Below are 22354 nucleotides of genomic sequence, written 5' to 3'. Positions count from 1 at the left end.
CCCCGAGGCCTGGGCGGGGCCTAAATCGGAATGGGGCAACGCACCGGAAACCGGCTCCCGGAACGCCGACGCGTAGTGCGCCGCCGATGCGCCTGCCCCTCCCCCCGCGAATCAGGAAGAAAGGTCATGCACGCACCCTCAACAGGAACCAGACGTCGCCCTCCGTCGGGCCATCCAATCCACCTTGCGGCGCGCTGGGTATTGCTCGGGCTATTGCTGCTGAGCCCCGCGGTGGCGGCCCAGACACAACCCGGGGTACCCGCCGTGGCGGCACCGCACCGCCCTGTCCACCTGTACCGATCCGATAGCCGCCCGCCCACGGAGATATTCAGGGACGGATTCCGTTCCCGCGGAGACTCCAACATCGACCTGGATGCGTACATCAATACGGGAAGCAACCCAACCAACGAGTTCCGCTTCATTTCCTTTACCGATGACCGGAACCTCAATTTCTTCCAGAACGCCATGCTGGCCTACTACGCCGCGGGAGAGGCGGACCGGGGACCCTTTGTCGGCTACCGGTACCGGATCGAAGCGAACAACTTCGCGTATTCGACCATCACCTCGCTGGAGCATGCCGCCGCTGCCTATCCCCGGGCCGAGCAGCAGTTGACCAACACCCTGATGCGGTATCCGCACCAGCGTGAATGGGTGGCACTGGATCAGGTCGAGAACCACCGGGTGGTCGACGTGGAAGTGCTGGAGCATGTCCGGGGTTCCTCCCCGGCCAGATTCCGCGTCCGCGAGAGGATCCCCAATCCGAATTACCTGCCGGGCAGCCGTGCCGGGGCCAATCCCGGCCCTTTCATTTTCCAGCCCGGTCAACTCACCGAGCCACGCTATCTGGGCAATTCGCCAGGGGCGCGGCGCTTCTCGGCATCGTTTGCGATGTGTTTCCGTTCCACCCGTCCGAAGCGCGCAGAGGGGGCCGACTGTGAACGGGACTTTGGCCAGACCGATGCCGAAGGCAACAACTATTTCAACACCCAGACCGGCAGGGACCAGCACGGGTTGACGCCGTGGAAAACGCGCAAGGTTACCGAGCGCAATTCGGTGATCGAGGAAACGAGCGTCTGCAAGATCTTCGTCTTCCCCGGAACCGACGACATCCTCATCCGTTGCCCGAACGGACCGCTGCCGCTTTACACCCCAATCAAGTTCGACGTACTGATCTCGGCCGGTGGCAAGGTCAATACCTACGTCGACACCCGAATCTCATCGGACCAGATCCGGCACCGGATATCCGAAGAGGATTATGTCTACTACTGGATCCATGCAAAGGACATTCCGACAACGACGAACGGTGTCTACTTTGACGTCTGGACCAGCAAGACGCCGCTAGGGACCATTTTTGCCGGCAAGACGCGCAACTGGTGGACGGGCTTGCGGATCAGGCCTCACTACCCGGTCCAACCCTGATCTGGAAAATGTCCGCGCAGAACGCAAAAACCCCGCCGGAGCGGGGTTTTTGTGAGGGTGGTAAACCCTGAATAATGGTGCCAGGAGAGGACTCGAACAACGCGCTTAAACAACTTAATAATAGACACATACGCGATTTCGTCATATGCGATGCCCCCAAATATGCCCCCTTCGGATGGGGCAGACTGTGGACCTACCCAAGGACGCCCCAAATGGTGGGAGTTTCTCGGTCAACACAGGCAATTCATATCGCTTCGCGATGGCTAACGGCGAGGTAACGCTCGTTGCGTTACTCGAATGGGACTTGCCACCGGTCTGTCAAACCAGGGACAGGCCCGGGCGAGCGGCACCGCCCCCCCGCCCTCAGCGCCCCTGCGCGCGTTCGGCCTCACCCACCTCGACATTTCCGTGTACCGACACCGCGTCTGACACGGCCCAGTGACGGGCAGGATTACGGCGCCACCGGTGTACGTCGCCGAGAGATCGAAGCTGCCCAGATCGGCGCCCAGGCCGCTGCTATGACTCGGTGATATCGCGCATTCACTTTCGGCCCGCCGAGCCAAGCAGTCACCCTGCCGGGCCCCGAAGCTGGCTTCGGACTGTTGACCGCATTCGGCCAGGAGCGGTCGTTCGCTTGCCCCAGGCTACTCAGAAACGCGGTACGTGATGCGTACGCCGCCAGACTCTGGCTCGGCGGCGAATACACGCACCGCCGGGTGATGCGATACAACCAGTGCTTCTGGCCCAAACCAATGTACTTGCAGCGACGGGCCGCCCCCGGGACCCGATGGCGCAGCCCCATGATTCCTATCTCCAACAAACACGTTACCGGAGTCGCCACCAAGCGCTTGTTCCGATCGCAGCACCGAAACCTGCGTGCTGTAGCCAGTTGTAGCGCCGCAGTCGCGTTGAAACACCAGCGCCTTGTTCTTCCCGTCCGGTGACGGCAACTCGGCGAGCACGTCGTTGGCGCACGCGGAGTCGAGCATGGTCCAAAGGCCAATGACGGATACCAGCGCAAGCGCAAGGCAAGTGACGGCTATCCAGATGAAGAACTTCAATGCTTTGCGCATAAGTATTTGGGAGCTGACTCCGAGAGATGCGGGTTATACGCCCAGACCGATTGAAACCGCAATCGAAAGCGGACGTACCATACCGCCACCGTGGCGTGGCTGCATCCTGAGGCGCTACCCTCCCTGTAGCGCAAGAAGCGCTACAGGGGGCAAACGTGGCAGAACCTACCTTCGACCCGACTGAGGCAGGCAATTTACATTTCCGTTCTCGGCGCGGAGGATCAACCGCATCGCGGGCCAGTGATGCATTCGATAGCCTTTGGTGGCAGATCGCCCTAGGCGGATTCCTAGCACTGACGGCCCACAGCATTGTTACCGGCCTATACGAGCGCTACGAGGCCCATCAGGCGATCCAACAGCTAAACCGCGAGGTGCGAAAGATCACATCAGCTATTGAGCGAGAAGGGCCGCCCGTTGCTCAGCCCCTCCCTGCCCTCTACCAACACGCGCGACCGTTGCGCGACGGAGAACGCTGCATCAATGGTCGTCGCCTCGCCCGAGTTGAGAACGGCTGGCGGCAGATTCAGGAGGCCTGCTAATGGCGATTCCAGATTACGCCCCGCCAACCTGGGCCGCGATGGCAAAAGCAGCCACCCGAGAGTTTGATCAATTCGCAAATTGGACAATCGCGGCCGTTGCGGCTGCCGGAGGGATCATCTTCGCAAGCCTGCCTGCTCTCTATGCGATTGCAGATAAGACCTTGCTCAAATGGTCCGTGCTGTTGCTCGCCATTTCGATCGGACTCGGCGCGTTGGGAAAGTTCTACACCCTGAAGGTCGCCGTCGGAATTGCCACAGGGCGGCGGTTGAAGAAGAAAATAGAAGAAGAGGACAAGGCGTTCGACTACGTCAATGACACGCAAGAGGAAATTGACACCGTGTTGACCGAACCCCTTATCTGGCCTTTCCAGAAAATTGCGCGAAGAAACGTAAAGCGCGCTCGCGAGAACGGCCACCCCCCGGAGTGGTCATGGCTACGGAGCGCCAGCATTGCAACTCTCTACATCTGGCTGCATCTCGCTTTCGCTTTTGTTGGCTTCACTGCGCTATGGCTATCGCTGTAGGGCCAGTGGTCAAGTCTCATCTAACCGCCGACCCGACGCCCCCCCCTAAGCCTCATTCCGTCAAAGCTGGCCTGGTGCGTGTCACAGCAGCAAGCACTAAATCCCCAAGGCCAAGCTCAGCTTTTAACTCCGAGAATTCAGCGTAATCCATATCCATTGAGTGGCCTGCACGTGCACGGTTAAACGCGAAACGGTGCACTCCACGCAGGATGTCCACGCAAGTCACCGCAAACACGACATCTTCGGGATTGTCGGCGTCGTTATAGAACGCTCGCCACTTGTGAATCGTTCTCTTGTCATCTGCCCCCATACTGTAAGCAACGAGCGCATTGAGAAGCCAAATCGCCTTACCGTCGCGGAGGCCAAGTACTTCAAGATCGACGTTATGAGCTATGCCAGGACCTGCATTAGCTACCGTGAACTCCAATACCGTGACACCTTTCTGAACCCGGTCGTCTGCCTCGACTTTACCGCCTTGCGACGTACCCCAGGTGCCAAGCTCGACATTCAGCCACGGGTGGAATTGCGAACGCGATAGTTGGTTCTGAAGTGCGAATTCCTCCGATTGCTGGGAGGCAGCCTCAACTGCGCTTGCAAGCTCCTTCTTCTGCACATAGAAGCTCCGAACAACCCAAAGGACTGCAACTGGCGACAAGACACCGGACACGATCGTCGCCACTTCCGACCATCCGTGAATGTCTAGTTTCGCACCGGGCGCATAATCGGCACCGTAGGCGACGAGCGCCGAAACAACGATCGAAAGCCAAACTCCGGTAGCAATCCAAGCAGGCCTCTCGTCAACGAACCATGACCACTTAGTCCTGTCTCGTACCACGCGTCCATCCCCCTTATGGGCTGTGATCAGCGTATCAGAAGCGGTTTGCAGGGTGAAAAATGGACTAGCGATATCCGTGGGCTCCGCCCACACCCGTCACCCGATGCGCAGCAATGCCAGCACGGCCAGATGAGCCGGATACGCGGCATAGAACGCCCACCGCAGGCGCGGCCACTGAATCGACCCATGCGATGCCAGCACGACCAGCAGCAGCGCGAACAACGCGTAGGCGTTGCCGTTGACCGCACACACCATGCCGAGGCCCGCCACCACAGCGGGCCCGGTTGTTTGTCCTGGCGACCGGAAGTACATCACGGCCGCGAGAACGAACGCCACACCGGCCCACGAGCGCCACGGCACCATCGGGCAGGAAGTTCATCCAGTCGCAGAACTGCTCGGGCGACATCGGCAGGACGCGTGCCTTTTCGTGCTGGAGGCCACGCACGTTACAGGCGTAGACCACGCGGCCCTGATCGCGACACTCGTCGCCAACCAGGTCGCGCGCATCGTCGAGCGTCGTGCCCGTTTGGGCGGCCTGGCCGGCGACTGGGGCGGCCACAGTCTGCGCTCCGGTTGCGTGACCGAGGCCGGGCGCCAAGTCGTGCCGCTGGGCGAGGTCATGGCCATGACCGAGCACCGCTGCGTCGCCACCGTGCTGGGCTACTTCCAGGCCGGCCAGCCTCCTGGGCAGTCGCGCCACGCAATTGCTGGCCGTCGCTGACTCAGGGCCAGCGCCCGATGACGCGGATCACCGGTAACGGCAAGACGGCAAGGCGATCACGCGAGGCTGGTCGAGACGGTGCGGGGTTCTGGCACCAGCTGCGCCAGGCGCGGCGGGTCGATCGTGCGGCGACCGGTACCTTTCGGAATCTGATGTATGTGACCGCCGCGCCGCAGCCCCTCCATCGGCTATAAACTGCACGAAGGGCGGCAAGGGCGGATGCAAGCGGCCCAGCACCTGCCACGAGGATCCACCTTGGACCAGCAGATCGCCGTACCGACGTCACGAGAACAGCTCTGGGCGCTGCTCGCCGAAGCGGCTGAGATCGAGCACCACCTGATGTGCTGCTACTTGTACGCGGCCTTCAGCCTCAAGGAGCGCACCGACGAAGACCTGTCGGAGGTCGAGCTCGGCGCCGTCGAGCGCTGGCGCCGCGAGATCCTGGCCGTCTCGGTGGAGGAGATGGGTCACCTCACCATCGTTTGCAACATCCTGTCGGCCCTTGGCGCGCCGGCCCATCTGGTCCACCAGAATTTCCCAATCCCGCCCGGCTACCACCCGGCGGGCGTGGTGGTGAAGCTGGCGCCGTTCAACCGGCAGACGCTCGCGCACTTCGTCTACCTCGAGCGGCCCGACGACGCCGACGTCCAGGACGGCGAAGGCTTCGAGCCGCCACAGCACTACTCGCGGGCGCTCGGCATGGACCGGCTGATGACGGCCTGTACGGACTACGAAACGGTCGGCGAGCTGTATCGCTCGGTGTCAGCCGGCCTGCAACGCTTGAGTGAATCGATGGGCGAACGGCGCCTGTTCGTGGGCAACCCCGACCACCAGCTCGACGCTGACGGCGCACGCTTGCCCGGGTTGAAGACCGTCCGATGCCTGAAGACGGCATTGGAAGCCATCGATGCGATCGTGCGCCAGGGCGAAGGCGCCGACTCGTGCACGGGCGACTCGCATTACCAGCGATTCCTGCGCATCGGCCGCGAATACGACGCACTGCTCGCAAGCCGACCCGCGTTTCGGCCCGCGCGGATGAGCGCCCACAATCCGGTGATGCGGCCGCCCCCGACGCCTGAGGGCCGACTGTGGATCAGCGCCGAACCCGCCGCCGCGCTGCTCGATCTGGGCAATGCCCTGTACAACCACTGCCTGCGATGCGTGTCGCTCGCCTACGGCGACGTCGGCCGGGAGGCGCAAGCCGTCCTCGTGTCGGCCGGTGTCGACCTGATGCACCTGCTCACGACCGTCGCGACCCGCCTTGGCACCCTGCCCGCCAATCCGAGCCTGCCGCAGGCGACCGCGGGCTTGAGTTTCGCGACCATTCGCTCGTCCGCGGCACTGATGGGGGAAGCCGGCAGCGTCGACATCCTGGTCGAGCGCTTGCGCGAGATCGGCGAGCGCTGCGAGCGCCTCATGGATCTCCATCCGCAGGAAGCTGACTTGCTGGGAGCCACGCGCACTGGCACGGAGCGCCTCGCCCATCGGCTGTCCGCGCAGGCAGAACGATGCCGGCGCGAGGAAGCGACGATGCTGGCACAAGCCGATACCCTGCAGGATTCAGTCGTTCGGTCGCCCCAAGCAAGTCAGGCGCCGCCACCGGAGCGCCTCGAGACCGGCGCGGAATTGATACCAGGCAGCGCCGTCGACATCGTGTACCACGGAGCCCGTTGCATCCATGCACGCCACTGCGTGCTGGGGCTGCCGGGCGTGTTCAGGGCGAACACGCCCGGCGCATGGATCCATCCGGATGCGGCGACGACTGAAGCCCTCGTCACGGTCGCCCATATGTGTCCATCGGGCGCGATAGCGTATCGCCGACACGACGGCGGCGCCGAAGAGGCACCGCCGCCAGTCAACCTTGTGCAACTGCGCGAGAACGGACCCTTGGGCGTTCGCGCTCGCATCGTGCTGGACGGTGTACCCATCGGCATGCGCGCGGTGCTGTGCCGGTGCGGTGCGTCGCGGCAGAAACCGTTCTGCGACGGCTCGCACAACGAGATCCATTTTCAAGCCACCGGCGAGCCTGCCAGCGTGGAATCGAAGCCCCTGCAATTGCGCGATGGTCCCCTGAACATCGATCCGGAAGTCAACGGTCCACTCGTTGTCAGCGGCAACATCGAGATCTGTTGCGGCACCGGACGCACCATCGATCGCGTGACGTCGACACGATTGTGCCGTTGCGGCGGCTCGTCGAACAAACCATTCTGCGACGACACCCACCGCCGTAACGGATTTCGCAGCTGATGCCGTTGGACCGCGATCCGCGTCCTGCGGCGAAAGCCAACATCTAAGGGGGCATACCATGAGTCCAGCGGACGCGATCCCGTCCAGCACGCACCTCGACGCAGCGCGACACATCAGCGCGCTCTTCGACAGCGAAGGGGGCGCGCTAGCAGCCCAACGCATCGGCCATGTCAGGAACGGTCATCACGCACTCGTTCAGAAGACAGCCTCCCCCGTCCCGCCACGACGGCCCTGTCGCGAAGGGGCTGAGCGGCGACCCGACGAACGTGATGCGCCATGAACGGCGCGGCCGGAGGGGGTGAGCGGGAGGCCGAGCTCGCGCGCCTGCGCACCTGCCTGGACGACCTGGGGGCACTGCTCGCGCTGTCTGCTTCGTGGCCCGGGCACGCGGCGTCCGAGATCAGCGGTGCGTTGGCCGAGGTGCTTCGGGCGATGCTTGACCTCGAACTAGTGTTCATCGCGCTGGACGATGAACTCCAAAGCAGTCACGCGTTGGGCGACAGTGCCCTCGATTCGACCACGGTTGGGAAAGAGCTTCGACGATTGCTTGGTCCCGAGCCAGGTGCATGGCCCGCCATCCAGCGCGCCAACCTTTTCGGCCGGCAGATGTCCATCGCCACACTTCCCATCGCCGTGCAGCAAGGTTGCGGCACGCTCGCGGTGGCCACCACCCGGGAGGAGTTCCCCACGGAGGCCGAACGGATAGTCCTCTCGGTTGCGCGCGATCAGGCACTGCTTGCACTGAACGAGGTGCGGCTGCGCCGAGAGGAACGCCGCCCGGCAAGCGAACTCAGCGCAATGGCACTGTTCGAAGGGCTCCCAGGCTTCGTCGCGATTCTCGGTCCCGACGGAGGCGTCGAGCGGGTGAACCTGCAGATCCAAGAGTACTGCGGCCAAACGATCGACGGGTTGCGCGCCTGGGGCACCAACGGAACGGTCCACGCGGAAGACATGCCCCACGTCGCCGAGGCGTTCGGCAGCTCGATCGCGTCGGGCGCGCCCTACGTCATCGAGCAACGGCTGCGGCGTTACGACGGCGAGTACCGCTGGTTCGACAACCGTGGCCGTCCGCTGCGCGACGAAGAAGGACGAGTCCTCGCCTGGATTGTGGTGCTGGCCGATATAGACGACCGCAAACGCGCCGAACAGGCCGTGCGTGCGAGTGAAAGGGGGCTGCGCCATCAGGCCGAGACCTTTCCGCAGATGCTGTGGAGCGCGACCGCCGACGGAAATATCGACTACTGCAATGAACGCCTGCTCGCCTACAGCGGTCTCACCGCCGAAACGGTCATGAACGGCGGGTGGGTGAATCTGCTCCATCCCGATGACCGCGAACCGACCGCGGCGATCTGGCTCCGTTGCATTGCCACGGGGGCCCCCTATTCGGTCGAAGTGCGCCATTTTCACGTTGCCGACCAGACCTATCGCTGGATCCTGACGCTCGCCCTGCCCCTGAACGACGCCGAGGGTCGGGTCGTCAAATGGTATGGCTCATGCGTCGACATACACGATCGCAAACTCGCCGAACAAGCGCTCAAGGCGAGCGAGCGTCGCCTCGCGCAGACGATCGACACCATTCCTGCCAATGTCTTCTCGGCGGGTACGGACGGCTCTGTCAACTACCTGAACGCGCGGATGCGCGAATGGTTCGGGCGAAGCGAGGAAAAGATCATGGCCTCTGAATGGGTCCATCTGGCGCACCCCGACGACCGCGAAGGGACGGTCAACGCGTGGCTGGGTGCCGTGGCCGCAGGCGGCGCTTACAGTCGTGAGGTCCGCTTCTTGCACCACACGGGCGTGTATCGCTGGTGCGATAACCAGGCGCGTCCCTTGCGAGACGCCACCGGGGAGATCATCGCCTGGCACGGTGTGGTCAATGACATCCATGACCGCAAACTCGCCGAGGAAGCGCTCACCGCCAGTGAGAAGACCTTGCGGTTGACCATTGACACGATTCCCGCACTGGCCTGGTCGGCGCGAGCCGACGGAACCGCCGATTTCTTCAATCGCCACTACCTCGACTATGTCGGCCTCCCTCTGGAAGAGCTGAGCGACTGGCAATGGATGCGCGTCATCCACCCGGACGATCACGCAGCGATTCACGCGGCCTGGGATCGGTTCAGTGCCGAGGGAACAGGTGGCGAACTCGTCGCACGCGTACGGCGATACGATGGGGCGTATCGCTGGTTCAGCTTTCGCACGCGCCCGTTGCGCAATGATCGGGGCGAGATCGTCAAATGGTACGGCGTCAAGGTCGACATCGACGAGCAGAAGCGCGGGACCATGATGCTCGCCGGGGAACGACAGCTGCTCGAATCGATTGCCGCGGGTCGGCCGTTGCTCGACGTACTCGGCGAACTGTGCAGCGTGATCGAAAGTGTTTTGCCCGAGTGCGTCTGCGAAGCCCGTCTTCTGGAGTTGACCGGGACAATCTTCGAGTTTGGCGTGGCGCCCTCGTGTCCCGCATCCATCGAAGACCTCATCACGGGGCGGCCGGCGCGACAGGCGTTGGCGCCTTGCGGATTGGCCGCGACCGAAAACATTCAGGTCGTGGTGGACGACCTGGGGACAGACCCGCGCTGGCTGGAAACGCCGTTTCGTACGCAGCTGCTCGAGCACGGGCTGTCAGGCGTCTGGAGCACCCCGATCCGCTCAAGGGCGGGCGGTGTTCTCGGAACTTTGTGTTTGTACCATCGCGGGTGCACGGGGCCGCAACCCTACGATCAGGACATCATTGCGCGCGCGGCGCACATCGCGAGTATCGCCATCGAACGATCCCGTTCCGAGGACGAGCTCAAACGACGCGAGTTCCTGCTGCGCACGTCAGAAAGCATCAGCGAAACAGGCTCATTCTCCTGGGACCTGGGCAATAACAAGCTCATCTGGTCCGAGCAGATGTTTCGCATCTGGGAAGTTGAACCAACGGAAGACCTCGGGCCTCCAACACTCCTGCCAATCGTCCATCCCGACGATCGTCCAATCGTCGAGGAGAAGATCGCCCGCATTTTTAGGGGGGAGGACAATGCTCCGAACGTCGAACGGATCGTCATGCCGGATGGACGGATCAAGTATCTCAGCCAATCCACATTGTTGTTCCACTACGACGATGGGCGCCGGGAGTGCGTGGGCGTGTCGCAGGACATCACGCGCCGCCGTCTGGCGGAAGACGCGGTCGACCAGCTTCGGTCTGAGTTGGCCCATGTGACGCGCGCGATGAGTCTGGGTGAGTTGGCCGCGTCGATCGCGCACGAGGTCAATCAACCGCTTCTGGGAATCCTCACCAACGCAGGGACGTGCCTACGCATGCTCACCGCGGGAGAACCGGACATTGAGGGCGCCATCAGGACCGCACAACGCAACATCCGCGACGCGAACCGGGCCTCGGAAGTGATCAAGCGCCTGCGCGGACTCTATCGCAAGCAGGATTTCACTCCAGAATTGTTCAATCTCAATGAAGCCGCCCAAGAGATTGTTTCCATCTGCTCGCACGACATGCGACGACGCGGCATCGTGCTGAAGTCCGAATTGGACGTGAGCCTGCCCCCCGTTTTCGGAGACCGCATCCAGTTGCAGCAGGTGATCCTTAACCTCGTGCTGAACGCCGCGGACGCCATCGCCAGCAACGATGGGTCACGGAAGATCGTCGTCCAGTCGTCCACCACGACGCCAGGGATCGCGCAGTTTCTGGTGCGAGACAACGGGTGTGGCATTGGCACCGAAGATCTTGGGAGAGTTTTCGAAGCCTTCTTCACGACCAAGCCAAACGGCCTGGGCATCGGCCTGTCCGTGAGCAAGACGATCATTGATCGTCACGATGGAACGATCTGGGCGACTGCGAACGATGGTCCAGGTTCAACCTTCGCCTTCTCGGTTCCATGCGCATCGTCGTCCAACGTCGCGCACACCACACCCGGATAAGCCCACCGCGTCTGCGCTGCTCGGCCTATTGGCAGTTCAGCGCGACCGGCGGCCTGGCGCGTCACCAGGCCGAGGCCCCGCCGTCGACGGCGTAGTTCGCCCCGGTGACATACGACGCACGGTCACTCGCGATGAAGGCGGCCAGCTCTACCAGTTCCGAGGGCCTACCAAAGCGCCGGAGGAGCGTCTTTCGCGTGACGGCCTCCCGAAGGGCAGCGTCGTCGCCCAGATCGCGGTCGCTGGCTGGTGTCAAAAAAGGTCCAGGGCTCAGGGCCACGGCGCGAATTCCGTGCGGCGCGCCTTCCAGCGCGAACTGGCGGGTCATCGCGATCACCCCGCCCTTGGCGGCCGCGTGCCCGACCATCGGCGGAGTCTCGCCGCCGATCATGCCGGCGATCGAGGCGATGTTGAGGATGACCCCGCCCCCGCGCCGCACCAGATGCGGCCAGGCGTACTTGGAGACGAAGAAAGGAATGTCGAGCTCGCCGGCGATCGTCGCGCGCCAATCATCGATCGAGAACGTCGGCATCGGACCAAAGCGCTGCACCGCGGCGTTGTTGTAGACGATGTCGAGGCCGCCGTAGATCGCCACCGCCTCGTCGATCAACCGGCGCGCCTGATCCGGATCGGTCAGGTCGACGGGCGCAATCCCGGTCATGTCGCCGCCGGCGCGGCGTACCAGCGCGACGGTGTCGTCATTGGCGCTGGCGTTGATGTCGCACCCGATCACCAGGGCTCCTTCGCGCGCGAAGGTCTGCGCCGCGACGCGCCCCAGCCCGCCGCCGGTGCCGGTGATGAGCGCAATCTTGCCCTTCAGCAGACCGATGGTTTCCTCAATTGCCATGGAAGCAGACATTGCGACGAATCCTTGGGTCCGAAAGACAGTGAGACAGAATTTACGGAGCGCTCGAATCTAGGCGACTGTGTGCGCTGTGTATCTCACCAGCACCGTTGCGCTGCGTCGATTGCACCTAGGTATCGAGCGAACCCGCGGCGGCTTGATGCCGCGAGATCGTCGGATGGTATCGGCCGACACCATCGTGCAATGGCGACGGCGCGCCGACCTTGCTTAGATCGAAACCGGTTGGTCGTCAGCGGTGCCACCGCGAGACGCCCTCAACGCGGTTTCATCAGGAGCACACCATGACCGGATCACCTCCCCTTTCCACCACGCAACGCCGCCTCGTGTGGGGCGTTCGCATTCTGCTTGCCCTGGCCTTTGCAGCGGCCGGTGTGGCCAAGCTCACCGGCGCGCCACAGATGATCCAGGTATTCGAGGCCATTGGCTTTGGCCAATGGTTCCGCTACGTCACCGGCGTCGTCGAACTGCTGGGCGCCGCACTGCTGCTTGTCCCCGCGACGGGCTTCTACGGTGGATTGCTGCTCTGCGCCACGATGGTGGGTGGCGTGGCCACGCACCTGTTCCTGATTGGCGGCAATCCAGCGCCCGCACTGGTTCTGGCTCTGCTCTCGGCATTTGTTGCGTGGCGCCTGCGTCCCTCGCGCACCTCCTTCAGCAGCGAAGCTCAGCAAAGGCGCATCCGAGATTCCATGTAATCGGTACCGCCGCGCTCTGGCGCAGCGGGCAGGTTCGCGGGCAGTTTCAGAGGCGCCCTTGGGCGCGCAGTTCTCTGCCGATCTCGCGGATGCGCCTCTCCCCCTCCAATAGCGCCAGCGGGCTGGTGTGGACCGAGTAATTGCCCAGCGTCAGCTCATGCGGGTGCTTGGCGGCCGAACCAAACACGAACTCCGTGTCCTGTACCGCAATGAACTCAATCGGACCGGGACCTTCTTCGAATACGGCCAGTTCTCCGGCATCAATGCTTTCTGGCGCCAGCAGGTGTCCCACGCTCACCGCCGCCCATGCCACCGAATGCCCGGGCCGTGGCTGATATCGCCAAGACTCGCCAGCTTTGAGCCGCACCGAGAAGTAGTCAATCGACGACGGCGCATCGATCGCTCCGCGGGCGTGGCCGTGCTGGCCAAGCAGTACCGTCACCGGCCCCTCGCGGCCCAGGGAGTCCGGGGCCAGATACCGACTGACCGGCTGCCCGAGCTCGGACGCGGGAGGAAGTGCGATCCATAGCTGGAAGCCACGCAGACGGTCGGAGTCACCAAAGTTTCCGCCGTGCCATGCGCCGTTTCCGGCGTGCATCCATTCCATCCAGCCCTGTTCGATTTGCCCCCGTCGGCCAAGGTCATCCTCGTAGTTGACCGAGCCCTCGAGCAACCACGTCAAGGTCGCGATGCCCGAGTGCGGGTGTAGACCAACGCCATCGACCTTCACGCGGGAGAGGTCCTGCGCGTCAATGAGATCGAGGAACACGAAGGGCTTCAGGACACCGCCCAAGTCCGAGGGACTCATCAGTCGCGTGATCGGTCCATGGCGCTGCCCTAGCGTCTTGTGGACGATCGGGCGCAGGCGGTCGCTCGCCACGTCACCGGCCGTGCTCCGGGAAAGATCAAGTGTGTTCATGCACGCTCCTTAAGGAGGTGGCTGCCTCGCGCGATCCGCGCGGTTAGCAGTACAACCAGGGCGCGAATCTAGCGGACGTGCGCCCGTGCGAGTACCCGCGCGACCTGGATTTCACTCGTCCACCCGTGGCAGCAATCCTGTCGACGAACCGGTGCGCAATCGCAGTTCAAGGGCCGCTCGTCGCGACGATGGGATTAGCGCCGGCGCGGACCAGCCCCGCCGTGACCATTTTTGCCAGGGCGAATTCGACGAACGCACTCACCGCGCGCGGCACCTGACGACGGCTCTGGTAGACCAGGTACATGTCGAGTCCATCCACCCCGAACTCGGGCAGCACGGGCACGAGCTGCCCGTCAAGCAGGTACGGGGCACACATGACGTCCGGCAACAGTGCGATGCCCACGCCGGACGTGCACGCTCGCAACTGGGCGAGGGCCGAGTTTGCGAAGAAGCGTCCCCGCACGACGACTTCGGTCGGTCCGTTGGCGCCATCAAGATGCCAGGCCGTGCGACCGGGGCCATCGCGACCTGAGATGCAATCGTGTCCGGCCAGATCAGCCAAGGACTCTGGAACACCGCGCTCGGCAAGGTACCCGGGGCTGGCGACCATGAGACCCCGGTTGCTACCGATCCGGCGTGCGATCAAGGTGGGCTCGTTGATCGCACCGGCACGGATGGCAACGTCGATGCCTTCGGCGACGAGATCTGCGCGTGCGTCACTGAGGACGAACTCCAAGCGCACCAATGGATACTCGGTCAGGAACAGCTTCACCCAATCCAACTCGAACCAGTGGAAGAAGTCCGCGGCGGCAGCAACCCGCACTTTGCCGCGGGGCGTCAGGCCTCCCTCTCCCACGTCCAATGCCGCCTCTGACAGGGCCTCGACCTGTCCAGAGCTGCGAGCGAAGAGCGCCTCGCCGGCATCGGTCAATGTCAGGTGCCGAGTCGAGCGATGCAGCAAGCGCACACCGAGCTGCTCCTCCAGTTGCCCGATACGACGGCTGACCGTGTTGGAAGGCATGCCGGCACGGCGCGCGGCCTCGGCAAAACTGCCGGCCTTGACCACCTGCACGAACAACGCAACGTCATTCAGATCCACCATGCTTGCTCCTCCTGCACGCCTCCACGCGTGGCGGGCGGTGGAGGGTAACGCGAGGCGAGCGCCTTTGTGCCCTTTCCAGTCAGCGCAACCGCTCTGCCGGTCGGAGCGGAATGAGTCCGCGCACCCTGCAGGCTCCATTATTGGCGTTCATGCGCCGCCCTCGGTTCTACCCTGCATGGCCGCCGATGCGGCGCGCAATTCCTCTATGAGGGTGCTCATCAACTGTTGCGTTGACATTGCCCGGACCAACGGTGCGCCCTGCCCCGCCCAGTCTGCGCCGTACCCGAGGTTGCCCGCAGCCTTGGCTATCGCATTGAGTGCCTTGCCGGCGTCGTAAGCGATCGGATAGTCGGGAATCACCCCGTCTGGGACCGTCTCACCCCAGCGCGTGAAATCATTGCTCAGGCTGCGCGCGGGGCGGCCCGAAATGACACGCGTCATCACGGTTTGGTGGGCCGCGCTGCCTTGCAAGCGCGTTCGGAAGCCAGCGTCCGCCAATGATTCGTCGGTAGCCAGAAAAGCGGTGCCCATCTGCACTGCGCAGGCACCCAACGCCACGGCTGCGGCGACTCCCGCGCCGTCCATGATGCCGCCAGCGGCGATAACCGGGACGGAAACTGAGCGCGCCAGTAGCCGGGTCAACGCCACTGTGGTGAGGCGGCTGTCGCCGACGTCGGGATCGAACACGCCACGATGGCCGCCTGCTTCGAAGCCCTGTGCCACCACTGCATCGATTCCGGCGGCCTCGACTGCCCGGGCTTCGTCCAGGTTGGTGGCGGAGGCCAGCAGCACTGCGCCGGCACGGTGCAGCGCGTCGATCTGCGCCGGGTGCGGCAGTCCAAAGTGGAAGCTCACTACCCTTGGCCGCTCGGCGACCAGCATCTCGAGCATATCGATGTTGTCGAGAAACGACGGATAGATCTCACGCAAGCTCGTGGGTGCCGGCCGCCCCCAGCGCCCGAACTCCGGCGCCAGGCGCTCCAACCACGCGAGGTCCCTGCCAGGGTCCACCTTCGCGGGCTGATGCACGAACAGATTGACGTTGAGCGGCCCGTCACTCAGCGCCCGGAACTCGCGGATGATCGTTCGCGCCTGTTCGGCGGTCATGGCTCCGATGCCAAGGGACCCCAATCCGCCCGTTTGCGAAACCGCGGCGGCCATCGCCGCGGTTGAGACACCGGCCATGGGCGATTGAATGATCGGGACCCGCATGCCGATTCGGGACAGAAGGTCGCCAGCACGTGATCTCGGCATGTCTGCGTCCTCGGTAAGTGCGTACGGTAGCCAAGCCGCCTGGCGACCGCGCATTCCTGCCACCGTGGAGGGGCATCAGGCGAAAGTGTCACCGCAGTGAACGAACGTGCCAATTGCACAAAGGTGTCGGTCAGCACCAGATCGATGTCAGAAATCGCACAGTTGTGGAGGGCGCGCGGCCGCGCCTGCTCCGCTGATTACGCAGTGCTCGGCATCGTCGAGCCTAAGCCTGGCAGGACCCGTACCGCGCAGCGGCATGCCTTCAGGCGATTCCGGGCTCGCTCGCCGCCGACCAACGCCAACCAGGGCGAATGTGACGGCATGCGCGCGCGGCGGGGTGACGTTCGAGGTAGTCCTGATGCTCCGCTTCGGCTTCCCAGAACTGACCTGCCGGTTCGATCGTGGTGACGACCGGGCCGGGTAGTACCCCGGAGGCGTCGAGGTCCACGATGGTCGCCTCGGCGGTATGCCGTTGCGCCTGGCTCAGATAGAAGATCGCGGAGCGGTAGCGAGTGCCGATGTTGCTGCCTTGGCGATTCCGGGTGGTCGGGTCGTGGATGCGGAAGAAGAACTCGAGAATCTGCCTGTAGGAAAGCAGTTTCGGATCAAACACGATCTCAATCGCCTCGGCGTGGGTGCCGTGGCTTTCGTACGTGGGGCGTTGCACATCGCCACCCGTGTAGCCCACGCGGGTCGATGACACCGTTGGTATGCGGCGGAGCAGATCCTGCATGCCCCAGAAGCAACCGCCGGCGAGGATCGCGGCTTCGGTTTCTTCAGTTGCTTCGGTTTCTCCGATCTCTTCGATCATGACCGCATTCCATACCCGGCCCGCGGGCTCCCAGATCGCACGTTAGCATTCCTGCCTGGCTTGGTTGCGAATTACCCCTGACTCAGGCCCGCCTCCTCGCTCGAGACGGGGTGATCGCTGGCGCGGCGCCGGCGCAACTCCGGCACCGGCATCCCATACCAGCCCCAGTTCTCCAACGTAACTTCTTCGATGACGACGAAGGTGGAGTCGAGCGGTTTGTGAAGCACGTCCAACAGGAGTTGGCTGACGCCGCGAATCAGCGCAGCCTTCTCGTCGGCCGTGGCGGAATCGCGGCCCGGACCGGTTCCCTCGCGGGTGATCTGTATCGTGACAATGGGCATCGGGATACTCCAGCTGAGTGATGGCGGGTCCTGCCGCCGCGATGGGTTTCAGTGACCTGCGCTCTGGCCGCCGTCGACGTGGAGGACCTCGCCGGTGACGAACCCCGCCGACTCCAGGAAGAGCACGGCCTCCACAACGTCGGAGATCTCGCCGATGCGCCCGACCGGATGCAGCCCCGCCAGTCCCGCATGAGTTTCAGGTGGATGCAACGGGGTTCGGATGATGCCTGGCGAGACCGCATTGGCGCGGATGCCGCGCTTGGCGTACTCGATGGCCAACGACTTCGTCGCCGCGTTCAGGCCACCCTTGGTCAGCGATGCCAGCACGGAGGGGACGCCGTCGATTGCATGGTCGGTGAGGCTGGTGGTGATGGTGACCACGTGACCACTGCCACGCTTCTCCATCTCCTCGACCGCGAGCTGCGTCACGTGGAAGAAGCCCGTCAGGTTGATTGCGATGTTGTTCGCATAGTCGTCAACGCTGAACTTGGTGAACGGCTTGGCTGTGAAGACCCCGGCGTTGTTGACCAGCGTATCAATGCGGCCAAAGTGCGCGAGGCCTTCCTCAATGATGCGCTGCGCGACGGTGCGGTCAGAAATGTCGCCCGCCACGGCAAGCACGTCGGGATCACTAGACGGCTTGATCGCGCGCGAGTTCGCGACGACGCGGTAACCGCGCTCGCGAAATGCCTGGACCAGGCCGGCACCGATGCCCTGCGAGGCCCCGGTGATGATGGCGACTTTGCGAGAACTGCTCATGCTGGTGCTCCGGTAGAAAGGGGATGCATCGGGACGTACCGCATTGCGAGCGGCGCCCCACCTGGCTTGCGACGACCTGGCGAACCGCCAAAAGGCCGTCGCAGGGGTGGGCGTGTCAATTGCCCGTGGCGTAGCGTGGTGCGGGCGTGGTGCGAGACAACCCCGGAAGCAGCGCACGCCGTGCAGCCTCCATCGCGTTCCACTCGTTGATGTCCGGCAGCGAGGGGAAGGTCGCGAACTCGCCCTGTGCCAGTCCTGACAGCGCCGCGTCGACGGCGTCCTCGGCAGTCATGACGATGTTCGCCGGCAGTGCCTGGACCGGGGTGCCGGACAGTTCCCAGAAATCCGTAGCGGTCGCCCCGGGCAAGACCACTTGCACGCGGATCCCCTTGTCGCCGAATTCGTGGCGCAAGGACTGCGAGAACGCCAGCACGTAAGCCTTTGTGCCGCTGTAAACGCCACCGCTCAACACTTCCGGGGCCACCGCGAGGATGGAGCCCATGTTGACGATGGTGCCCCCTCCCCTGTCGACAAATGCGATTGCCGCCGCGCGCGCCAGGCGCGTCAGCGCGGTGACGTTGAGCTCGATCATCCGCTCGATACTGGCGACATCCAGATCCTGCAGGTGTGCGGTGGATCCGGCGCCGGCGTTGTTCACCAGCATGCGTACCGACGTGTCGCTGAGCATGGCCTCCTCGACCCATTCCAGGTCCTTGGCACGGGTGAGGTCTGCGCTGATGGTCCGAACATGGCGTGCGGTGGCGGTCGAAAGGCTCTCAGCCAACTTCTCCAGCTTTGCGGTGCTGCGCGCTACGAGAATGAGGTCGTACCCATCGCGTGCGAGACGGTCGGCGTAGATCGCGCCGAGGCCGGACGATGCGCCGGTGATCAGCGCTGTGCCTTTGTCATTGATGATCATCGAAGTCTCCAGTAAGTGACGCGTGGACGAGGTGGTCCACGCTAGGTTCTTAACGCCCCGCCACGTCCAGGACCGCCCGAGCGAACTCCCGGGGGGCCTCCTGTGGCGGGTTATGGCCGATTCCGCCCGTGAGGAGCCGGTGCTCATATTTGCCGGTGAAGCGCTTGGCATAGCTCTCAGGCGGCGGATGCGGCGCGCCGTTGGCATCGCCCTCCAGCGTGATCGCCGGGACTTCGATCAACGGGAACGCCGCCAGCAGGCGCTCATCCTCGTCGTAGCGTGCCTCGCCATCCGCAAGGCCCAGTCGCCAACGATAGTTGTGGATGACGATGGCGACGTGGTCCGGATTCTGGAACGACGCCGCACTGCGATCGAACGTGGCGTCGTCGAAAGCCCATTTCGGAGAGGCGAGTTTCCAGATCAGTTTGGCGAACTCGCTGCGGTTCTTGTCGTACCCGGATCGGCCGCGTTCGGTCGCGAAGTAATACTGGTACCACCACTGAAGCTCCGCCGCTGGCGGCAGCGGTGCCTGGGCTGCTTGCTGGCTCCCGATCAGGTAGCCGCTGACCGAGACCAGTGCACCGACGCGTTCCGGTCGCAAGGCCGCGACGATGGCCGCCGACCGCGCGCCCCAGTCGAAACCGGCGAGCACAGCCTTGCGGATGCGAAGCGCATCCATCAGCTGCACCACGTCGTCGGCGAGGGCGGCGGGCTGGGCATTGCGCGGCACGTCGTCCGACACGAAGCGCGTGGTGCCGTAACCACGCAGGTACGGCACGATGACGCGAAGACCGGCCGAGGCGAGCAGCGGTGCCACTTCCGCATAGCTGTGGATGTCGTAGGGCCAGCCGTGCAGCAGAATCACGACGGGACCAGAGGTCGGGCCGACCTCCGCGTAGGCGACATCCAGGACACCGGCACGCACGGTCTTGAGTAACTCGAATGCCGCCGTCTTCACCGGCTTTGCCGCAGTTCTGGGCGTTCCGCCACCGGCGTGCGCTTGCGCGCCGCGGGCCAGCACGAACGGTGCGGTGGCAACGCCCAGTGCGGCGACGCCCAGGATGAGGCGGCGGTCCTGGTTGATGGAGTCGGTGCTGTCGGCACTGAAGTGATCCATGGCAGTCTCCTTGCAGTCTTTGTTGCGAAATTTCGCACTAGAAGTCGGCGTTGAGCTTGAGGCCCCAGACGAGTGCGCTGTCGTTGTCACTGCGTCCGCCCGGATGCCGAACGTGCTGCACGCTCGGCATCAACTGGACGCCGCGCAGGACGGCGAACTGATAGTTGAGCTCGACCGGGTTTTCATGGCGCGGCAGCACCGCATCCATCCCTGCGCCGGGCTGTGCCAGACGCTCGGCCTCGCGCGCGGGAGCGCCGACACGGTTTTGGCCAACCGCGAAGCCGACCCGGTCGTGCGGCCTGCCGGCGAAGGGACCGTGTAGCCACAAGCCGAGTGAGATCAATCGATCAACACGGTCAACGTCCGGATCCGAGCGCGAAAGATTGGCGAACAGCGTTAGAAGGCGCCCGCTCTCGTTGAACCACACCTGCTGCTGCGCCATCGCGTAGTAGCCGGTGGACTGATCGCGCATCAATGGTGTCCCGCTCTGCGCACTGACAAGCAGGTCGGCCTGGTCGGTGCTGTTGCGCCAGAAACCGATGCGATAAGCGCCGTCAAGGCGACCGAACAGGCGTGGCAGCCAGCCGGCTTCGACGTTCGACAGGATGCCGTCGTGGTCGTCATGGGGAGTGCGCAAGCGCAGACCCTGGTCGCCGTCGAGGTTGCGCGGGTTGACGTCGCTGGCACCCAGCTTGAGGTACGACGTGCGTGTCGGCCGGAACGTGACGTTCGCAAAGTACTGGCCGATGGGCCACGTGTACCAGCCGTTGCTGTGATACCCCGGCAGCGGGCCGCAGAAGCTTATGTTGATGAAGTCGCATGACAGCGGAAAGAAGTCGACATCGCTGCGACCCAGATTCAGCGTCACGCGCTGGTCGAACAGCGATTGTTGTAAGTAGAAGCGCGTCAGGCGCGTGTAATGGCCACGACCGTAGATCTCATGGGTTTCCAGCAGCGTGCCCAGACCCGCCTTCGCGTCGAGCTGCGGCCCGTTACGATTGGTGACCAGGACATGGAAGGAGGCTCCGGGCCAGCCCACCAGTGCCTCGAGGTTTGCATCCAGGCCCACCGCGAACTGGTCGGCATAGGCGCTTGCGTCGCGTTCCCCGCCGGTGCTGTTGTGCAGCCACTCGTTGATGTACGAGAGCGACATGTCGAGTCCTCTCCGGGAAAGAGCCGTTCGCGCCCCGCCCCAGTCACCACTGATACGGTCTGCGTAGGCGTTGAGCGCGTCCGGATCACCGGACGCCTCGGCCTTTGCCACGGCCGGCAAGGCCACCGCCAACAGCAGCGGAAGAATCGCGATCGCGGGCGCCGAAACGGCCATGTCTGCCCCTGCCCCGCCGCATCAATCCGCGGTTCCGCCGAGCTTGCCCGTGTACACGGGCAGGCGCTTCTCGACGTCGGGATTGACCTGCAGGCCCAGATCCATCAACTGCTTGATTCGCTGCTGCGCCGCGGCGCGCTGCACCGATCCAATGAAGCCGGCCCACTCCGCGCCGAGCTGTTCGTTCGACGGCAAGCTGCTGTCGTCGACGATGCGCTTGATGTCGGCAATGGCCTGCTTGTCGAATCGCGCGATGCGCCGCGCCATGGTATCGACGAAGGCATCGAGCTCGGCATCGGGCAAGGCTCGGTTGACGTAGCCGTAGCGCTCGGCGGTCGGCCCATCGATGTCGTTGCCGGTGAGCAGCACTTCAAGGGCGCGTCCACGTCCGATCAGGCGCGGCAAGCGCGACATGGGACCACCGCCGGGAACCAGTCCCGCACCAACCTCCCATTGCGAGAGCACGGCCTTCTCGCGGCTGGCGAAGCGCATGTCGCTCGCCAGCGACAGCTCGCTGCCCACACCGGTTGCGCGGCCGCGGATCGAGGCGATCGACACCACCGGCGCCTTGCTGATGCGCACCAGCATGTCCGGGAGGGGGGGCAGGCCGGTGGCGCCATTGGGCAAACCGGTGGTGTCGGTCAGAGGCGGCACGAAGTCGTAGTGCGTCAGGAAGAAGTCGGGCACGTCGCTGTCGAACACGACCACGCGCACACGCGGGTCGCTCTCCAACGCGGTGACCACCTTGTTCAACTGCGGCATCGTCTTCGGGCCGTAGATGTTGTACGGCGGGTTGTGGAACGTGACGCGCCAGTATTCCGGGGTCACCCGTGTGAGGCGGACCTGGTCGTCGGCGTCGGTGGCCGAGTGCGGGGCGCCGCCGCTGGCTGGTGCCTTCTGTGCCCATGCGGGCATGGCCAAGGCCATACTGGCAGCGAGAATCGCCGTAGCGAATGAATGCAGTTTCATGAC

Annotated in this window: 20 protein-coding genes; 6 read left to right on the top strand and 14 right to left on the bottom strand. The window is 64.0% G+C overall.

All coding sequences use genetic code 11. From position 1 onward, the window contains the following. The first annotated feature begins 126 nt into the window (after window positions 1-126). A complete protein-coding gene (locus AB4Y64_RS07825; protein WP_441815896.1) occupies window positions 127-1419 on the top strand; it encodes a hypothetical protein in 1293 nt (430 codons plus the stop codon). Between the two features lie 644 nt (window positions 1420-2063). Here AB4Y64_RS07825 and AB4Y64_RS07820 read toward each other — a convergent pair. Beyond that, entirely contained in the window at window positions 2064-2492 is a 429-nt protein-coding gene (locus tag AB4Y64_RS07820) for a hypothetical protein (protein ID WP_441815895.1), read from the bottom strand. Between the two features lie 538 nt (window positions 2493-3030). Between AB4Y64_RS07820 and AB4Y64_RS07815 the strand changes: the two genes are divergently transcribed. Then, window positions 3031-3555 (top strand): hypothetical protein, encoded by a 525-nt coding sequence (locus AB4Y64_RS07815; RefSeq protein ID WP_441815894.1) that lies wholly within the window; start codon window positions 3031-3033, stop codon window positions 3553-3555. A gap of 52 nt (window positions 3556-3607) precedes the next feature. On the opposite strand, the gene AB4Y64_RS07810 is transcribed toward AB4Y64_RS07815, so the two are convergent. Both AB4Y64_RS07810 and AB4Y64_RS07805 read right to left on the bottom strand, forming a co-directional pair. Beyond that, the gene (locus AB4Y64_RS07810; RefSeq protein ID WP_441815893.1) at window positions 3608-4234 is read right to left on the bottom strand and encodes a hypothetical protein; all 627 of its coding nucleotides are present in this window, start codon (window positions 4232-4234) and stop codon (window positions 3608-3610) included. A 252-nt stretch (window positions 4235-4486) separates the two neighbouring features. Beyond that, entirely contained in the window at window positions 4487-4753 is a 267-nt protein-coding gene (locus AB4Y64_RS07805) for a TraX family protein (RefSeq protein ID WP_441815892.1), read from the bottom strand. A gap of 64 nt (window positions 4754-4817) precedes the next feature. On the opposite strand from AB4Y64_RS07805, the gene AB4Y64_RS07800 reads away from it, so the two are divergent. The 3 genes from AB4Y64_RS07800 (at window position 4818) to AB4Y64_RS07790 (ending at window position 11276) form a co-directional block, all read left to right on the top strand. Then, window positions 4818-5111, top strand: a complete 294-nt coding sequence (locus AB4Y64_RS07800) for a hypothetical protein (protein ID WP_441815891.1) — start codon at window positions 4818-4820, stop codon at window positions 5109-5111. 255 nt (window positions 5112-5366) lie between these two features. Continuing rightward, window positions 5367-7358, top strand: coding sequence for a ferritin-like domain-containing protein (locus AB4Y64_RS07795; protein WP_441815890.1), 1992 nt, complete (start codon window positions 5367-5369; stop codon window positions 7356-7358). A 276-nt stretch (window positions 7359-7634) separates the two neighbouring features. Further along, on the top strand, window positions 7635-11276 hold the full coding sequence (locus AB4Y64_RS07790; RefSeq protein ID WP_441815889.1) for a PAS domain-containing protein: 3642 nt from the start codon (window positions 7635-7637) through the stop codon (window positions 11274-11276). A gap of 61 nt (window positions 11277-11337) precedes the next feature. Here AB4Y64_RS07790 and AB4Y64_RS07785 read toward each other — a convergent pair whose 3' ends face one another. Continuing rightward, a complete protein-coding gene (locus tag AB4Y64_RS07785; protein ID WP_441815888.1) occupies window positions 11338-12132 on the bottom strand; it encodes an SDR family NAD(P)-dependent oxidoreductase in 795 nt (264 codons plus the stop codon). Window positions 12133-12419: 287 nt separating this feature from the next. On the opposite strand from AB4Y64_RS07785, the gene AB4Y64_RS07780 reads away from it, so the two are divergent. Continuing rightward, entirely contained in the window at window positions 12420-12833 is a 414-nt protein-coding gene (locus AB4Y64_RS07780; protein ID WP_441815887.1) for a DoxX family protein, read from the top strand. Between the two features lie 46 nt (window positions 12834-12879). Here the strand turns inward: AB4Y64_RS07780 and AB4Y64_RS07775 are convergent, their stop codons facing one another. From AB4Y64_RS07775 to AB4Y64_RS07730, 10 genes are all read right to left on the bottom strand, one after another. Beyond that, window positions 12880-13752, bottom strand: coding sequence for a pirin family protein (locus AB4Y64_RS07775; RefSeq protein WP_441815886.1), 873 nt, complete (start codon window positions 13750-13752; stop codon window positions 12880-12882). Window positions 13753-13918: 166 nt separating this feature from the next. Next, window positions 13919-14854 (bottom strand): LysR family transcriptional regulator, encoded by a 936-nt coding sequence (locus AB4Y64_RS07770; RefSeq protein WP_441815885.1) that lies wholly within the window; start codon window positions 14852-14854, stop codon window positions 13919-13921. A gap of 147 nt (window positions 14855-15001) precedes the next feature. Then, entirely contained in the window at window positions 15002-16108 is a 1107-nt protein-coding gene (locus AB4Y64_RS07765) for an NAD(P)H-dependent flavin oxidoreductase (RefSeq protein WP_441815884.1), read from the bottom strand. A 262-nt stretch (window positions 16109-16370) separates the two neighbouring features. Further along, a complete protein-coding gene (gene msrA / locus AB4Y64_RS07760) occupies window positions 16371-16919 on the bottom strand; it encodes a peptide-methionine (S)-S-oxide reductase MsrA (protein WP_441815883.1) in 549 nt (182 codons plus the stop codon). A gap of 71 nt (window positions 16920-16990) precedes the next feature. Next, entirely contained in the window at window positions 16991-17260 is a 270-nt protein-coding gene (locus AB4Y64_RS07755) for a tautomerase family protein (protein WP_441815882.1), read from the bottom strand. 48 nt (window positions 17261-17308) lie between these two features. Further along, window positions 17309-18019, bottom strand: coding sequence for an SDR family NAD(P)-dependent oxidoreductase (locus AB4Y64_RS07750; protein WP_441815881.1), 711 nt, complete (start codon window positions 18017-18019; stop codon window positions 17309-17311). A 115-nt stretch (window positions 18020-18134) separates the two neighbouring features. Further along, complete coding sequence (locus AB4Y64_RS07745; RefSeq protein WP_241919368.1) at window positions 18135-18938, bottom strand: SDR family NAD(P)-dependent oxidoreductase; 804 nt, start codon at window positions 18936-18938, stop codon at window positions 18135-18137. A 49-nt stretch (window positions 18939-18987) separates the two neighbouring features. After that, window positions 18988-20055: an alpha/beta fold hydrolase gene (locus AB4Y64_RS07740; RefSeq protein ID WP_441815880.1), complete on the bottom strand. Its 1068-nt coding sequence runs from the start codon at window positions 20053-20055 to the stop codon at window positions 18988-18990. Between the two features lie 37 nt (window positions 20056-20092). Continuing rightward, entirely contained in the window at window positions 20093-21382 is a 1290-nt protein-coding gene (locus AB4Y64_RS07735; protein ID WP_441815879.1) for a carbohydrate porin, read from the bottom strand. Window positions 21383-21403: 21 nt separating this feature from the next. Beyond that, window positions 21404-22351, bottom strand: a complete 948-nt coding sequence (locus tag AB4Y64_RS07730) for an enoyl-CoA hydratase/isomerase family protein (RefSeq protein WP_241919365.1) — start codon at window positions 22349-22351, stop codon at window positions 21404-21406. Window positions 22352-22354: the final 3 nt, after the last annotated feature.

It is taken from the genome of Lysobacter sp. TAF61 (assembly GCF_052113485.1).
Taxonomy (GTDB): domain Bacteria; phylum Pseudomonadota; class Gammaproteobacteria; order Xanthomonadales; family Xanthomonadaceae; genus Lysobacter_J.
This window is presented reverse-complemented; position numbering and strand designations above follow the sequence as displayed.